Annotated in this window: 18 protein-coding genes; all 18 read right to left on the reverse strand. The window is 25.7% G+C overall.

Annotation, left to right across the window (positions count from 1 at the left end; genetic code table 11):
- Window positions 1-14 precede the first annotated feature (14 nt).
- Window positions 15-329, reverse strand: a complete 315-nt coding sequence (locus tag ABCP60_RS08700; protein ID WP_092922696.1) for a hypothetical protein — start codon at window positions 327-329, stop codon at window positions 15-17.
- Between the two features lie 26 nt (window positions 330-355).
- Window positions 356-754, reverse strand: coding sequence for a YbaN family protein (locus tag ABCP60_RS08705; RefSeq protein ID WP_092922693.1), 399 nt, complete (start codon window positions 752-754; stop codon window positions 356-358).
- Window positions 755-947: 193 nt separating this feature from the next.
- Window positions 948-2,327, reverse strand: coding sequence for an MATE family efflux transporter (locus ABCP60_RS08710; RefSeq protein WP_343101613.1), 1,380 nt, complete (start codon window positions 2,325-2,327; stop codon window positions 948-950).
- Between the two features lie 80 nt (window positions 2,328-2,407).
- A complete protein-coding gene (locus tag ABCP60_RS08715; RefSeq protein ID WP_343101614.1) occupies window positions 2,408-2,851 on the reverse strand; it encodes a MarR family transcriptional regulator in 444 nt (147 codons plus the stop codon).
- A 208-nt stretch (window positions 2,852-3,059) separates the two neighbouring features.
- A complete protein-coding gene (locus ABCP60_RS08720; RefSeq protein WP_343101646.1) occupies window positions 3,060-3,491 on the reverse strand; it encodes a peptide deformylase in 432 nt (143 codons plus the stop codon).
- Between the two features lie 274 nt (window positions 3,492-3,765).
- Window positions 3,766-3,894, reverse strand: coding sequence for a helix-turn-helix domain-containing protein (locus tag ABCP60_RS08725; protein ID WP_166504764.1), 129 nt, complete (start codon window positions 3,892-3,894; stop codon window positions 3,766-3,768).
- Between the two features lie 395 nt (window positions 3,895-4,289).
- Window positions 4,290-4,640 (reverse strand): GIY-YIG nuclease family protein, encoded by a 351-nt coding sequence (locus ABCP60_RS08730; RefSeq protein ID WP_343101615.1) that lies wholly within the window; start codon window positions 4,638-4,640, stop codon window positions 4,290-4,292.
- Window positions 4,641-4,887: 247 nt separating this feature from the next.
- A complete protein-coding gene (locus ABCP60_RS08735; protein ID WP_343101616.1) occupies window positions 4,888-6,969 on the reverse strand; it encodes an ABC transporter permease in 2,082 nt (693 codons plus the stop codon).
- Window positions 6,959-7,726, reverse strand: coding sequence for an ABC transporter ATP-binding protein (locus tag ABCP60_RS08740; RefSeq protein WP_343101617.1), 768 nt, complete (start codon window positions 7,724-7,726; stop codon window positions 6,959-6,961). The genes ABCP60_RS08735 and ABCP60_RS08740 overlap by 11 nt, the downstream gene beginning before the upstream one ends.
- 98 nt (window positions 7,727-7,824) lie before the next feature.
- Entirely contained in the window at window positions 7,825-8,835 is a 1,011-nt protein-coding gene (locus ABCP60_RS08745) for a sensor histidine kinase (RefSeq protein WP_092922672.1), read from the reverse strand.
- Window positions 8,832-9,500 carry a response regulator transcription factor gene (locus tag ABCP60_RS08750; RefSeq protein ID WP_343101618.1) on the reverse strand — a complete coding sequence of 223 codons (669 nt, stop codon included), beginning with the start codon at window positions 9,498-9,500 and terminating at the stop codon, window positions 8,832-8,834. Before ABCP60_RS08750 ends, ABCP60_RS08745 begins: the two co-directional genes overlap by 4 nt.
- Window positions 9,501-9,696: 196 nt before the next feature.
- Window positions 9,697-10,596 (reverse strand): HAMP domain-containing sensor histidine kinase, encoded by a 900-nt coding sequence (locus ABCP60_RS08755; RefSeq protein ID WP_195237988.1) that lies wholly within the window; start codon window positions 10,594-10,596, stop codon window positions 9,697-9,699.
- Window positions 10,597-10,626: 30 nt separating this feature from the next.
- Complete coding sequence (locus tag ABCP60_RS08760) at window positions 10,627-11,406, reverse strand: ABC transporter permease (RefSeq protein ID WP_195581493.1); 780 nt, start codon at window positions 11,404-11,406, stop codon at window positions 10,627-10,629.
- Window positions 11,399-12,319, reverse strand: a complete 921-nt coding sequence (locus tag ABCP60_RS08765; RefSeq protein ID WP_343101619.1) for an ABC transporter ATP-binding protein — start codon at window positions 12,317-12,319, stop codon at window positions 11,399-11,401. The genes ABCP60_RS08760 and ABCP60_RS08765 overlap by 8 nt, the downstream gene beginning before the upstream one ends.
- Before the next feature lie 124 nt (window positions 12,320-12,443).
- Window positions 12,444-13,139 (reverse strand): response regulator transcription factor, encoded by a 696-nt coding sequence (locus tag ABCP60_RS08770; RefSeq protein WP_271893261.1) that lies wholly within the window; start codon window positions 13,137-13,139, stop codon window positions 12,444-12,446.
- Window positions 13,140-13,383: 244 nt separating this feature from the next.
- Window positions 13,384-13,869: a hypothetical protein gene (locus ABCP60_RS08775; RefSeq protein ID WP_343101620.1), complete on the reverse strand. Its 486-nt coding sequence runs from the start codon at window positions 13,867-13,869 to the stop codon at window positions 13,384-13,386.
- Window positions 13,870-14,227: 358 nt separating this feature from the next.
- Entirely contained in the window at window positions 14,228-15,145 is a 918-nt protein-coding gene (locus ABCP60_RS08780; RefSeq protein ID WP_195581490.1) for a metallophosphoesterase, read from the reverse strand.
- Window positions 15,132-16,091 carry a DUF4474 domain-containing protein gene (locus ABCP60_RS08785; protein ID WP_343101621.1) on the reverse strand — a complete coding sequence of 320 codons (960 nt, stop codon included), beginning with the start codon at window positions 16,089-16,091 and terminating at the stop codon, window positions 15,132-15,134. Before ABCP60_RS08785 ends, ABCP60_RS08780 begins: the two co-directional genes overlap by 14 nt.
- Window positions 16,092-16,191 lie beyond the last annotated feature (100 nt).

Raw genomic sequence — 16,191 nt, forward strand, 5'->3', positions numbered from 1 at the left:
TTCCCTCCTGCATATTAGTTGATTATATGATATGCAAGCGCAACTGCAAATCCTATAACCGACATTAAATGTAACCATTTATATTTTTTTCTGACCTTATTAGTCCCAGATAATATTATTAATAAACTAGCTATACCTACTGGCAATATTGTAACTTCCTTATCCTTAATATAATCTGTTATTGAATATACAATCATTGCTAGTGATCCTAAACTTCCAGTTAAAATATGTAACTTTAAAATTAGTTTATTATTTATAAATTTTAAATACTTAAAAAAATATGTTATTATAGCTAACAAAAATAACATTGATCCTAATCTATGTAACATTCATGTTTTCCTTTCTACTTTTACCTTTATTGAGAATTTACTTTTAAATCATCTTGTTTTATTGTTTTTATTTTAAACATAAAGTAATAATATTTAAAACATGCTAAAGCTATTAAAAATAACCTAATATGTAAACTATCTAATATTATAATTGGAAATGCTAACATTATATCTGCGAATAATAATATACCTATCTTTTGTTTCATAGTCATAGCTCTTTCATTTACAAAGCTTTCTAAATGTTTTTTGTAAATTTTTGTTGACTTAAGCCATCTATCAAACTTTTCAGAGCCCCTAACAAAACAATATGACGCTAATAATAAAAATGGAGTAGTCGGAAGTATTGGAAGTGCAACGCCTATCGCGCCTAACACAAATGATATTAATCCTACTGTTACATATATAAACTTTTTAATTTTACTCACTAGCTTTTCCCCCTAATTTAATTTACTATAACAATTCTATCATTATTAATAATCAATATCAATAACATTTTAAAATCAAATAAAAATAATTATTATGTACTTTTTGAAAACTTATATAAAAATTCATAATAAAAAATACCTATATCCAAAAGGATATAGGTATTCGTGTACTTCAATTATTAAAATTAAAGATTTACTGCTCTTGTACTTGATAAGTTATATCTACAGGTGTCTCTTCTTTTGACAACTTCTTTGATAAAATCATAAAGTAAATTACACATAATATAATTTGTACAAATGTAGACATTGGTGTTGCAAGACCTACTTTAAATAACGATACTGGTAATATTTTACTCATAATATATGATACTGGTATTCTTACCCCAAAAGCACCTATTATTCCTTGTACCATTACAAAAGTTGTTTTTCCACATCCATTAAAATAACCTACCATACAGAACATAATTGCAGTTAAAAGACAGTCTATTCCGTATGCTTTCATGTATTCCCAAGATGCTAAAACTACATCTTTATCTTTAGAGAACATACCTGCAAGTAAATTTCCATGGAAGAAGGTAATATAAAACATTACAACCCCACAACATAATGAAGCCGAAATGGCATAAATAAGAACTTTTCTTGACCTATCGTATTTTTTAGCTCCATAGTTTTGTGCAACAAATGCAGATACAGCTTGAGAAAAAGATGATGGTATAAGCATTATAAATCCAACAAGTTTTTCTGCAACACCAATTCCTGCTGATGGGATTACTCCCATTGAATTACCTATAATCATAATTACAAGGAAAGATAAATGTACAAGTCCATCTTGTAAAGCTATTGGAGTACCGTATTTAATTATCTTTGACGTTAAACCTTTATGAAACTTTATACTTTTTCTAGAAAATTCAAAAGGAAGTCCACGCTTTTTAATAATTATTACAGAAAGTATAACACTAATTGCCTGAGCCATTATAGTAGCAAGTGCTGCACCTGTAGCAGCCATTTTAAACATTCCAACAAATATTAAATCTCCTATAATATTTGTAATACATGCAATTCCTACTGTAATAAGTGGAGTTTTGGAATCTCCTAATCCTCTAAATACTCCTCCTATAATATTATAAGCGACTATGAAAATAGAGCCTGAAGCACAAACTTTTATATACATTACAGTGCTATCAAAAGCTTCTTTTGGAGCATGCATAAAAGTTGAAATAGGTGAAGCAAAGCTAACAATTAAAACAGTAATAACTATAGCTATAATAGCAAATATTGAAATACCACTTCCTACAACATTTCCAGCTTCTTTTGACTTTCCTTCTCCAAGTTTTTGTCCTATTAATATGGTAATCCCCATAGTTAACCCTGTAATTATTACAGTTATAGTCATCATTACTTGACTACCTGTTGAAACGGCAGACACATCTGCTGCATTACCAAATTGCCCTACTATAAGTAAATCAACTGCACCGTACATGGTTTGTAAAAATAGTGCAAGTAGTATAGGTATTGCAAATTTTAATAAAGGGGAGAATATCTTCCCTTCTGTAAAGTTAGATACTTTTGACATATATCATCCTCCTATTTTTATTTATGTTTTGTGCAAAACAATATTTATATAAATATAACCGTTATTAAAATTTCAAACGGTTATTCTAGACTATTTCTTATTTTATCAAGTACACTTTGAAATACTTTTATTTCTTCTGGAGTTATATTTTCTGATAATTTATCCTCAATTGAATCAATTGCAGTTGAAATTTTTTCATAAAGTTTTATAGATTTTTGAGTTAAAATTATTTTCTTTAATCGTGCATCCTCTGTAACAGGTACTCTTTCTATTAAATCACTCTTTTCCATATTATTTAGCATCAAGCTAATAGATGAGCGCTTTAAATCAAATGCTTTTTCTAAATCCTTTTGGAATATTTCTTTATCTTTACCTTCATTAGAAATAAAATCTATTACATAAGCTTGTGATACAGTTAAATTATCATCAATTGCACTAATTACAGAAGCATCCATCTTCCTTGAAATTATATGATGAATTTTACTAATATCAAGGCCTAGTTTAAGCTTATTTTTATTTTTCATGGAAACACCTCCATACAAAATTTGTTTTGTACAAAACTATAGTAACTATTATCGCTACTTATGTCAATAAAAACCCTTATACTTTTATTATTAATAAAATAAAAAAATTACCACACATATTCATGCGGTAATTTAAATACTTTAAAGGTTATATCATTCTATAATTTTTATAAAAAAATCCATATGTTAATATTCACAATATTATCTGTTAGATTATTATACCTTCGAAGTGATCTACTTCATGCTGAATAATCTGTGCAGTAAATCCTGTAAATATTTGTTTGTGCTTTTTGAAATTTATATCTAGGTATTCAACCTCTATAGTTTCATATCTTGTTGTTTTTCTAAAACCATCTAAAGATAAACAGCTTTCTTCTGCTTCATAAGGATTTTCTTTTTTTAATATAACTGGATTTACCATAGGGACTACAATATTACCTACAGTAAATACCAATATACGTTTTTTTACTCCTATCATATTAGCTGCCATGCCTACACAATGATCTAAATTTGCTCTTAATGTATCGATTAAATCATTAATAACGTCTATATCTTCTTTTGTCGCAGGTTCTGATTTTTGTTTTAAAAATGATATATCTTTTACAATTGTTCTTATCATCTGTGTTCCAACCTTTCTAATTTCTTTGTCTTAGTTAATATAAGTTTATATTCTATACTTTTAAATTATACTCTAATAACTTCCTAATTTATCATTTTTAATTTATTTTCACTACTAATCTATAATATCCTTTATTATCAAGTTATTTTTCATTAGTGAAAAAAGCATGTACACTAAGTACATTAACAATCTACTAAACTATAAAACTATACATACTAAGTAAATATATAAAATTTTATTAGCTATAGTGTACCTACTGTACTAAATATTTTAGACTACACTATTTTTCTATATTTTAAATACAGTACACCAAAAATGATACTGTTGATTTTGATAGGTTGCTATCTTTTGCTAGTTTGGTTATTGAATAGCCTTTTCTTAACATTTGTAGTTTTATTATTTCTGTGTTTATTTTGTATTTCATTACTACCTCCTATTTCGTTTTGTTTTGTTCTATGAGGTAACGATATCATTTGAAGTTTGATGATTTCAAAGAACATATGTGTATAAAATATGTTGTAGAAAAAAGGCATCCTTATTTTATTAAAAATTGTCTTTGATAATTATTTCTAGGTTATTATTTTTTATATTGTCAGTTTTCTTATTTTCATTTATAAAACAATATTATTAAATAAAAAACACATTGATAAAATTATCAATGTGTTTTCGTAAATTTCAATATTTGAGGAGATTAACAGTGATCATCCTAACTCTTCTAGTGTTTCTACAATTACCTTAAAATCTTTCACCTAATAATTCACCTTGCTTATTAAATTCATCCGCTAAAGTAATTTTTTATAACTGATTTAAATTCTATTTCTATATTTCTTCCACATTTTCTTCTGTAAATCTATCTTTACACATTTCTCTTAATATTTTTAAATCTTCACTATAATCTACCTTACTTTCATCTTTATCATAAGGTAATACTTCTACTGTTGTTATCTCAAAGTTCTCTTCTTTATTTTCATTCCAATCTTCTTGCAACTTTTTACATCTATGATTATTAGAATTTAATTTAAATCTATCACCATTTATAGTTGCTTTTATATTTTTATCACAACCTAAATAAACTATGTTTGTTTTTATAGACTTAAACATATATACACCCATTTCTGGCTTCATTTCTTTGTATTGTTGTAATAATTCTTTTCTTCTTAATCTATCCATAATTAATCTCCTATCTATTATTAGTTCTATATTAAAAATCTTTTATAAATCTCTTTACATATATGTGTTGTCATTATACTTATTAATTTAAATTATTTCACACTACTAAACAATAAACGCTCCGTAGAGTTAAACTCTTTGGAGCATTTATTGTTTAGCAAAAAATTCTAATATACTTATTTAGTGAATTTAAAAAGAATATAACTATCATAGATAATATATTTTAAATTTTCTTATTATCCCTTTCTTAATTTCTTATATTTCTCTTAAATGTATAATATGTTCCAATAAAGTAGCTTATATAAATCATTACCATAATAAATATACCTGTAATCATATTTAATACAAACATGCTATCTCCAATATAAGCACTAATATAGGATTCATATATTAAATAAAAATTATATATAAATACTACAAATCCTATCATGCCTATTATTACAGGAATAGTAAAATATACACTTATTTGCTTTAATACTATTTTATTAATTTCATTTTCTTCTATCCCCAGTTTTCGTAAAACATTAAATCTATCTTTATGTTCTATTGAATCTGTAAGCTGTTGAAGAGCAAGCACTGTCAAACTTATCATAAGTAAAACTGTACCTAAATATAATCCTAAGATTCTCATTCCTAGAGTAAAATTTATAATTTCACTAGTTTCTGCTGATTTAATTCTTCCGTGTATAAAATAATAAAATCTATCATATTTTTTCATTAATTCTGGATTATTTTCTTCAAACCACTTCGGTATATACTCTAATTCAAATTTAGTAGCTTCTTCATAACTTAGCTCATTATTAGATGTAATAAATAAATCTACCCCTGCACTTACAAGATCTTTACATATATCATCAGGTAATATAATAATATTTGTAGTAGGATAATTATATATACCTTCTCCTAAAGTTTCTTTATAATATGCATCTTTACTAACTTTTAAACTTTTTCCTTCTACATTTATAACTTTATTTTCTTCTATATACTTGTCAATTTCTTGCTGATCAGTAGTATTATCCCATTGAGTTGTATATTCATCATTTTTTAAACTTATTGTATCATAACCTTTCATACTTCTTAGTTTATTAAAATCACTTAAACTTATAGCTAAGGCAGGCTTTTCTCTATTATCTCTTATGTAAAAATCTTCTTTATTTATACAGTACTTTTCTAATTCTTCATACTCATTAATATCTAAACCAGAGTTTTTTAGATAGTCTATAACCTCTGAATAATTAAACTTTGGCATATCTTCTATTTTGTTTATACTGTACTCTTTCTCAGGTCTATATGAATATTCACTCCTTAACTCTATATCAAAAGGAAGTCTATAATCTAAGTACCCTAAAGACCACTGAGAGATTAATAATGTAAGTATAAAGCTTATTGAAGCACCTAAAAATGTTAATGATATAGTAGCCATAAGTATTGGAGTTGTTCTTATTTTAGATACTATTGTTCCTAATAAAAAAAGATTTGTACCTTCATAGCTAAATTTTTTGTGTTTTTCTTTTATTCTTATAAGAATATATGATATTGAGTAAAATAAAGCATAAGTTGCTATTATAAATGAAACTATTGAAATAACTTCTGCAAACATCATTTGATTTGCACTAATTAAATGATTAGTGCTATTTATTCCTTTTTTAATATTTATAATAAATTTAATTGAATATATAAATATACCATATAATATTAAAGATATTAAAAATACTATTGAATAAACTTTTTTACTTTTTTTAAACTTAAATTCACTTATTTTACTATTATTCATCATATCTATAAGCTTTAACTTATTTAAAACTCTAATATTATAAATACCTACTACTAAAAACATTCCTATAAAGAATATAAATGTTATAAAAACTGTGTCTAAGTAAAGTTTAAATGAAAATACTATTTCTTGTTTAGCACTTATATATACCATAGCTGTAACAACTTGTGAGAAAAGTGTTCCAATAAATATCCCACATGCTATGGATAATATTCCAACTATCAACATTTCTACAAAAAACATAAGTGCTATACTCTTTTGCTCTGCTCCTAATAATATATAAGTAGCAAATTCTTTTTGTCTTCTTTTAATCATATATTTACTTACATATGCAACAAGTATTGCTAATAATGCTGTAATTATATAAGTTGAGTATTTTAACATCTTTTTTAGAGATTCAAAGTTGAAAGTATCCTCAGTTATAAGTTCATAACTAGAACTTGATAAAGATGTGAAAGCATAAAACAAAATTACACACATTGTTATAGTTATAAAATATATTAAGTAATCTTTAATAGATTTTTTTGCATTATTTATGGCTAATTTAACGTACATCCCTTACATCACCGCCTAACAATGCAACTACATCTAATACTTGATTAAAAAATTGTTTTCGTGTATTATTTCCCTTTACTAATTCTGTAAATATCTTTCCGTCTTTAATAAACAAAATTCTATCACAGTAACTTGCCGTAAACGAATCATGTGTTACCATTAATATTGTTGCATTAAAATCCTTGTTTAGACTTGATATCATCTCTATTAGAATTTGAGCCGACCTAGAATCTAGAGCTCCTGTTGGTTCATCTGCAAGTATTAGCTTTGGATTTGTTATCAATGCTCTTGCACAAGCTGTCCTTTGTTTTTGACCACCTGATACTTTATAAGGATACTTATTTAGTATTTCTATTATTCCCAATTCTTTTGCTACAGATTTTACTTTATCGTCTATTTCATTTTTATTAGTTTTATTTATTGTAAGTGCTAAAGCTATATTTTCATATATTGTTAAAGTATCTAATAAATTAAAATCTTGAAATATAAATCCTAGATTTTCTCTTCTAAATCTAGCTATATTCTTTTTATTTATTTCAGTTAAGTCCTGCTTATTTAAGTAGATATGACCAGAACTTACTTCATCAATAGTTGCTATTAGGTTTAATAAAGTCGTTTTTCCTGAACCAGAAGGTCCCATAACCCCTACAAACTCACCTTCCCTCACATTAAAGCTTATATCATCAATTGCCTTAAATATATTTCCCTTATTTCCATAGTATTTTTCTATACTATCAATTTTTAATATTTCACCCATATTTATCACCTCAAGGTTATTTTATATGATTTATCCTTGTTTTGATTTGATTTAACCTTTCATTAATGTTACGTTATTGTAACGTTAAGAGGTAATTATTAAAATTTAGAAAAATTTCCTTTTGGAAAAATAATTCTAACTTTTGTACATTTGTCTTCTTTTGATTCTATTTTTATTAATAACCCCAACTTATCACATAAATTTTTACACAAATATAATCCTATCCCTGTTGATTTATAATTTAGGCGACCTTTATTACCTGTAAACCCTTTATCAAATACTCTATCTATTTCATAACTAGGTATTCCTATACCATTATCATAAATAATTAATTCAACTGCATTTTTTATTTCATTAGTATATATCTTTATGGTAGGATTGTTATCTCTCCTATACTTTATTGCATTTACTATAATTTGATTTACTATAAACTCTAACCATTTACTATCGCTATATACGCTTTTATTAATATCATCTATCTCAATATTTATATTATTAAGTATAAGCACTTGCTTATTTTTAGTGATAACTCTATTAATGCACTCATCTAAAGATATTTCTTTTACTAAATAATCCTTTTCTACATCTTCACTTCTAGCATAAAATAATGCTTGTTCTACATATGTATCTATTTCCTCTAACTGCTGAAGTACTAGTCTTGACGTAGATGTTTTATTGTTTTCTTCTATTAATTTAATAGCTGAAATAGGTGTCTTAACTTCATGTACCCACTTTTCTATATATTCTTTATAATCTTTTCTTTGTTTTTTTATTGTGTTTATTTCGTCTCTCATAGATTTACTCGCCTTTTTTAAAGCATAGTAATATGGCATTGCCTCTATATACTTAGGTTCTTTTATTATTTCACTTAGTAAATATTTTTTATCTGTGTTTTCAATGTATTTATTTATTTCATCAAAATGTTTTCTTATAGCCTTATATTCATACAAAAGATATATTAATAATACTATGATCCATGTTATTGCCACTATTTTTATAACTTTAAAAGGGTTTCCTACACTAAATAAAAATATTGATAATGTTATCAAAGATATAATGTTTAAGCTAATTATACCTATCCTTTTGTTTAAATAATCTTTTATATTCATACCATATAACCTTGTCCTCTTTTAGTTATTATATAGTCTTTTACCCCTAACTCCTCTACCTTACTTCTTATTCTTGTAATGTTAACTGTAAGAGTATTATCATTTACAAATAATGCACTATCCCATAAATACTCTAATATATCTACTCTTGAAACTATCTTACCTTTGTTTATAAGTAAGTAATGTAATATTTTTAATTCATTTTTTGTAAGCTCTACTGATTTATCATTTTTTTCTATTGTGCTTTTTAATATATTTAATGCTATTCCATTATGTTCTATATTATCTATTGTTTTTTCTTTAGGATATGCTCTTTTTAGTAATGATGCTATTCTTGCTAGAAGTATTTGTGTATTATAAGGCTTTGTTATAAAATCATCAGCTCCTAATGTTATTCCCATAAGTTCATCTATATTTGTACTTCTACTAGTTACAAATATTATAGGAACTTTTGAAAAACTTCTTATTTCTGTACAGATTTTAAAGCCATCTTCATCTGGTAAATTTATATCTAGTAGTATTAAATCTGGATTGTATTCTTTCACTTGCTTTGTAATACTATTAAAATCATTTACCTTTATTGTTTTATATCTGTTTAAATCTAATAAATTATGAATTTCATTTCTTATTAGTTCGTTATCCTCTATTATCATTATAGTAAACATACTTTTTCTCCATATATTATCATATTATATTTGCCTATGTTTAATTATATATTATATTAGACTAGCTTAACTACTTTATAAAATAAAAAACACATTGATAATATTCTCAATGTGTTTTTTGGATTTCAATGGTGGAGATGATTCTCAAAAATCATACCTACGATAAAATTATTTAAGTAATTAGTTTTTCATATATTTAATATATCTCTGATAAAAACTTTATTCTAAATATAATCCATTCTTTATCCATATCAACATCAATTTCACCATTCATAGATTCAACTAAAAGCTTGGTTATTGTAAGACCTAAACCAGAACTATCACTACTTCTTGATTTATCCTTCATATAAAATCTATTAAACAGTAAGTTTAACTCATCTTTATTAATATCTTGGACATCATTTTTAAACTCAATAATAACTTCTCTACCTTTATTGTTTATTGACATACAAAAATGACTCTTACTATACTTAATAGAATTTTGAATTAAATTATTAAAAACTCTTTTAATAGCACTTTCATCTAACCTTACTAATACTGGATTTTCATCTAACTTTAAATCCACTTCAATATTTTTCTTTTCAAAATCATTATAAAATACCAGTATATGCTCTCTTAGCTCCTTATTAATATCTATAATTTCCATATTTAAATTATAATCATTATTTTCAAACCTACTTAAATCATAAAAATCCTGAATTAAATGTTGAAGAACCTTAGCTCTTTTTTCTACAATACAAAGGTAATCTTTCTTTTCTTTAGATGTAATAGTTTCATCATTTATTAACTCTAAATATCCCCTAATAGAAGTTAAAGGTGTTCTTAAATCATGAGAAACATTTTCGATTTCTTTTCTAATTTCTTCTTCTCTTTTTATGTACTTTAATTTATTTACTTGTGTATCTTCTAAATACTGATTTATTTCAGATAATAATTTCTCAAAATTCTTATCTGGATGATTTAACTTAAGTTTACGATTTGTATCTATATTTTCAGAAATATATTTAAAGTCCTTAACTGATGTTTTAATATTTCTAGAAAGCAAGAAAAAGCGTGCAGAAAAATACACACTTGGTATTAATAAAATTACTAACATTCATTCCATCATCCACACGCCCCTTTTTATCTATTTTATTTCTTTTTTCTTAAACATAATTAATCCTAATGTATAAAATAATACAACTCCTATAAATCCTACTATAAAACATCTTACAAAACCATCAGTAGTATTCCATGCCATGATTATTCGATTAGTATTACTGTCAAATGTAGCATTTCCAACTATATTCCAAGGTAGCCATCTTGCTATTTTACCTAGTATATCTATTTTACGTCCAGCCATTGATATTAATAGTGGCACAAATACTATAAAAATTGACCAAAATGTCACAGCTATACTCTCATTATCAAATATGAAGTAAAAACAATGAGCAGCAGTCATACTAACTAATAGCAGTGGAAAGCATGCTACTATTGCATGTATAAAATCTTTTAAATATACTATACCGCTATCCTCTAGCATTACGTATGCAGCTATAACATATGCACTACTAATTAATATTAAATTTATTGTACAAATTACTACTTCTACTAAAAATTTGCCTAAATATATTTCACTTCTTGAAATTCCAAAGGCAATAGAATTTTTAAGTGTAGAGTTCTTAAATTCTTGACCAAAAATTAATGAAACTAAATAAATAGATATAAGTATTAATAATCCCATATAAGTATAAAAACTACTAAGAGAATATTTTGTATTTCCATACGGAAAATTCACTTGGCTTTGTGCAAATAAACCTAAGGCTACATTTATAAATATTACAAATGCTATACTTCCAAATAAAAATATATAATTTCCTTTAGTATTTATATTTCTGTAAAATTCACTTTTTATATAATTAAGCATTGCAATATCCCCCAATCAATGACATATAATAATTTTCAAGATTTATAGTTTTTTCTTCTATGCAATTTAATCCAATTCCATTTTTAACTATAAGCTCACTTATCTTTTGAGGGTCTCTATTTCTATCAAATAACTGTATTATATCATTAGGTAAAACCTTATAATCACTATAACCTAATTTTTCTTCTAATAGTGCAGTTAACTTATTGGCATTAGTAACTTTAATTTCTAAATAGCTTTTACATTTTTCATTAATTTCAGTTGAAGATATTTCTTTGACTAATCTTCCTTTGCTTAAAAATCCATAGCAAGTTGCAATATTTGATAGCTCTAAAAGTATATGACTTGATATAACTATAGTAATATTTTTTTCCTTATTTAATTTTAATAGTAGATTTCTAATTTCAATAATTCCTGATGGGTCTAAGCCATTAATTGGTTCATCAAGTATTAATAACTCTGGTTCTGTCATAATAGCAAGAGCTAATCCTAGTCGTTGCTTCATACCAAGAGATAATTGATTAAATTTTTTCTTTTTAGCATGACTCAAATTAACATCTTCAAGAGCTTTAATAACTTTGTCTTTTCCTGGTATACCTCTTTGAATACGATAATACTCCATATTTTTTTCAACAGTAAGATTAGGATAAAAACTTGGCGATTCAATAATAACACCTGTATGTTTTCTAACTTCATTTAATTCTTTCTCATCTGAAACTGAGAAAAGTTCAAAACTACCACTACTAGCATGTGACTGCCCAGATAATATTCTAAGTAAAGTAGTCTTACCTGCTCCATTATCACCTACTAAACCATATATATCACCTTGTTTTACATTAATATTTACATCTAACAATGCATCATAATTTCCATATTTCTTAGATAAATTATACGTTTTTATAACTTCCTTCATATATTTCTCCCTCTTTATTTAAGCAGTATTAAGTACCATTTATTAACTAACTTATAATAACTATGATATAAAAATTTTTTTAATAAATATTCAAGAAAGTTTAAAGAAAGTATAAAGATTTTTATTAATTATTATTTAATTTAAATCCTATTCCCCATACTGTTTTTATGTAATCTTCATCTTGTGATACTGATTTAATTTTTTTTCTAATATTGCTAATATGAACATTTACAGAGTTATCTTCCCCATAGTATCCATTTTTCCATACTTGTTCATACAATGATTCCCTTGAATATACCTTATCAGGATTTTTAATTAAAATGCTTAAAATATCAAACTCATGACCAGTTAAATGTATCTCTTCTCCTTTGACCTTTACTTTTCTTGTTTCTTCTTCTAAGATAAGATTTTTAAATTTGTATATTTCATTTGATTGTGTACTTATTTCATACTTTCTATATCTTCTTAACTGTGAGTTTATTCGAGCTATTATTTCTTCTGATTCAAAAGGTTTAGTTATATAATCATCCGCTCCTATATTCAAAACATTTACTTTATCTTTTAAAGACGTTTTTGCTGAAATTACTATTATTGGTATTTCTTTTTCATCTCTAATTTTGCTGATTATCTCTTCTCCGCTCATACCTGGTAACATTAAATCTAGTAGCATCAATTTAAATTCTGATATAGATAGTTGTAACAGCGCTTCACTACCTGAAAATGCCTGCGTTACTTTATAGTTCTGTTTTTCTAGTGTTTTTGTTATTAGGTTATTTATATCTACATCATCTTCTACTACTAAAATGTTCTCTTTGTACATATACCCATTCTCCCTAATTTGTATTTTATTTTATAATATCATACTTTATATTTGCATACTAAAAAAAGATATTAGCTAAGTAGCTAATATCTTTTCTTTGATTTCAATATTGTAGACGATTCGCAAAATCAAACCCAAAATCAACTTATACTATTATTTCTATTTTATTACTTAAGTCACCTATACTCTCTATGAGCACAACATAACTCATTAAATTATCATTTCCCCTATTATTACATTTAATCTAAAATGCACATTCTATAAGATTAATATTTCTATATTCTACAGCCATTGGTACAAATCTGATTCTACTACCTTCACAAGCTATCCTAAATCCTTGAATACTTCTTCTATCAGCTCTATCTACTAGCATAAAGAAATTAGAAGGAGTAAAGCCTCTCCTCATTACTATTCTAACTACTGCCATCCTCCTACAATTATTTATAGTAAATTGCCCACCACCAGGTGATATAAAAGGAGTAGGAGATTGCCCACCACCAGGTAATGTAAAAATTGGATCGTTACCTGTTTGTGCATAGACATTATCATCGTCATATTCATCATAATCCTCGTAATCTTCAAGAGACATAGGAGGTTCAAATAAGTTAGCAACTTCTGCGTATTCATTTTTTATATCCGCATCAGGATATGCATTTTGTAACTCTCTAAGATATACAGCCATAAACTTGTAATAATTTTCCCAATAATCTTGCCAATAATTTCTGTCCATTGTTGATTCCCCTTTTTCTGATATAAATATTGTTCTCTATATTATATGTAAATACTAGACAATGGTTCTTATTTATGTAAGATAATTTACCTTAAAAATTCCATATATACTATTTGCTTATAATATGACAATAAAAAATAAATAGATTAAAAAAATATGTATAAAAAACCTATATTTGGATATCTATATAGATTATACTGTCCATTCATTAAAGAATTACCTAAAGCATTAACTAAAATATTAATACCTTTTATATTTGATTTTGCCATTCTTATATCATAATACTTTTCCTTTTTAATGTAATACTAATGCTAAAAAAGCTGACTCCTTATCAATACAGGAATCAGCTTTTAAATACTTAAAAACTTTCTACTTTTAAATTTTTTACAAAGTAATCTTCTAATTTTACTGGTCCTTTTAAAACTTTTTTTCCTACATACATACTACTGTCTTCTCTTGTCATAACACTCCATTTCACCAAGCTAATACAACCACATTCAATCTCTATAGCTGTAATAGCTGTTGGATGTATGCAACTTCCTGAATTAAAGTACATAGCTTCATCTAAGTTAGCAAAGCTAGGTCTATGAGTATGACCTGCAATTAACATTATGTTATTCTCTTTTGACCATGCCATCAGTTGTCGTTCTATTCTATTTTTCTTTTTATAATTTTTAGCTGCTCTTGTAGGGTCATTAAATCCCCATATCTCTAGTGGTCTCCAGATATAACGAACTAAAAACCTACCTAGCTTCCATAGTCTATCATTAATCAAATCTCCTTGATGACCATGTACAAGAAAGGTTCTATATTGATTATTGTCTTCATTTTCTAGAATTATTCCTTCATATGCTCTTATATAATTGAATAATGAAAAAATATCTTTTCTTATTCCACAATAATATCCTTTATAATGACACTCTAAAAATTCTGTATAACTTTTTTGCATATCATGATTACCATAAATCATATACATTCTGTTTGACTCATAAAATTTAGATAGTAATTCAAATGTACTACTGTGTACTTCCATAATTTGTTCCATAGATCTGTTTTCCCAAAGTTCATCTCCATCACCTAATTCAATGTAAGTAAATCCTTTTTTATAGTAGTCATTAAGTGCCGCGAAAAATATATATTGGTTTTTTATAAAATTATCTCCTAAATTTCCGCTACCCCTATGACAATCACTCATTATGACAAATTTTGAAGAATAATCATAAGGAATAACTTTAGAATTTTCATAGATTTTGGATAAGCGTTTATAAATGCTCATTACTTCTCATCTCATTTCCACTTATATAAGATGAAATCACTTTATAAGATTTTTTTAATTTTTTCATTCTATTTTTACCTGCAATCAATCTAAGCAAATTAGGATAGTATAATCGTAAAAAGTCAATTTTATCTATTGTACGTTCAAAATCTTTAGTAATTAAATTGTATATCTTACAGTAAGTTTTATTCATAAATTGGATAAAAGGTATTATTAATTTATAACGATTATATGGTTGATCGGATTTAGGTTTATCAAAATTAAAATAAATTATATTCTTAGTTATTTTAATTTCATCTTCTTTATAACCTACTCTTTTTAATCCACCAAGAAATGCATCTTTCATAATTGAATTTGGAAAAATTATTCTAATTTTCATTGATAAGTTATTAGGATTAGAAAATACACCTACATCAAAACCTGTTAGCCACCAATGATAATCTTGTCTTTGAAATAATTCTTCTTCATTTATTTTAAGCTTAAAATCCATATTTAATAGTTCTTCATCTGATACGGCTTCGAAAAAAGGACCTGAAAAAATACCTGGTATATTAATATCATCCATTTCACTTACATATATACCAATTTCACCACCAGTAGTCATTCCATACTGACCTTTCCAAAGTTCAATAAGCCATCTTCTATTATCATATTCAAAATAAATAGGCTCGCTATCAATAATCATATTTAAGGTAGGTGCTGCTTCATCATAAAACCTACAATATCCTACTTCTCTTTGCCAAGGATACATATTTGAACATATAATATCATTAGTTTTATCATATACAAAACCATATAACTCTAGTGCATTATTAATATCTTTAATTTTTTCTTCATCACTTCTTTGTAACACATTATTAATAACTTGTTTTCTTTGTATTATCCATCTATATAAGAGTAAGGCAAGTATAATTATAATAATAACTATAGTCCATTTTAACTCCATATACTCAACCTCCATAAACAATATGTTTCATATTATTATATTTCTATATATCATTTTTTGTTACATTTTTAAATTTTTTGATAATAAACAATCCATAATC

This window comes from Romboutsia sp. MSSM.1001216sp_RTP31141st1_G3_RTP31141_220114 (assembly GCF_039031195.1).
Classification (GTDB): domain Bacteria; phylum Bacillota; class Clostridia; order Peptostreptococcales; family Peptostreptococcaceae; genus Romboutsia_C; species Romboutsia_C hominis.

Coding starts and splice junctions, on each gene's coding strand:
- ABCP60_RS08700 (WP_092922696.1), bottom strand. CDS start 329: ATGTTACATAGATTAGGATCAATGTTATTTTTGTTAGCTATAATAACA.
- ABCP60_RS08725 (WP_166504764.1), bottom strand. CDS start 3,894: ATGAAATACAAAATAAACACAGAAATAATAAAACTACAAATGTTAAGA.
- ABCP60_RS08780 (WP_195581490.1), bottom strand. CDS start 15,145: ATGAGCATTTATAAACGCTTATCCAAAATCTATGAAAATTCTAAAGTT.
- ABCP60_RS08710 (WP_343101613.1), bottom strand. CDS start 2,327: ATGTCAAAAGTATCTAACTTTACAGAAGGGAAGATATTCTCCCCTTTA.
- ABCP60_RS08730 (WP_343101615.1), bottom strand. CDS start 4,640: ATGGATAGATTAAGAAGAAAAGAATTATTACAACAATACAAAGAAATG.
- ABCP60_RS08750 (WP_343101618.1), bottom strand. CDS start 9,500: ATGTTTACTATAATGATAATAGAGGATAACGAACTAATAAGAAATGAA.
- ABCP60_RS08775 (WP_343101620.1), bottom strand. CDS start 13,869: ATGGACAGAAATTATTGGCAAGATTATTGGGAAAATTATTACAAGTTT.
- ABCP60_RS08735 (WP_343101616.1), bottom strand. CDS start 6,969: ATGTACGTTAAATTAGCCATAAATAATGCAAAAAAATCTATTAAAGAT.
- ABCP60_RS08755 (WP_195237988.1), bottom strand. CDS start 10,596: ATGTTAGTAATTTTATTAATACCAAGTGTGTATTTTTCTGCACGCTTT.
- ABCP60_RS08760 (WP_195581493.1), bottom strand. CDS start 11,406: ATGCTTAATTATATAAAAAGTGAATTTTACAGAAATATAAATACTAAA.
- ABCP60_RS08765 (WP_343101619.1), bottom strand. CDS start 12,319: ATGAAGGAAGTTATAAAAACGTATAATTTATCTAAGAAATATGGAAAT.
- ABCP60_RS08785 (WP_343101621.1), bottom strand. CDS start 16,091: ATGGAGTTAAAATGGACTATAGTTATTATTATAATTATACTTGCCTTA.
- ABCP60_RS08745 (WP_092922672.1), bottom strand. CDS start 8,835: ATGAATATAAAAGATTATTTAAACAAAAGGATAGGTATAATTAGCTTA.
- ABCP60_RS08770 (WP_271893261.1), bottom strand. CDS start 13,139: ATGTACAAAGAGAACATTTTAGTAGTAGAAGATGATGTAGATATAAAT.
- ABCP60_RS08715 (WP_343101614.1), bottom strand. CDS start 2,851: ATGAAAAATAAAAATAAGCTTAAACTAGGCCTTGATATTAGTAAAATT.
- ABCP60_RS08740 (WP_343101617.1), bottom strand. CDS start 7,726: ATGGGTGAAATATTAAAAATTGATAGTATAGAAAAATACTATGGAAAT.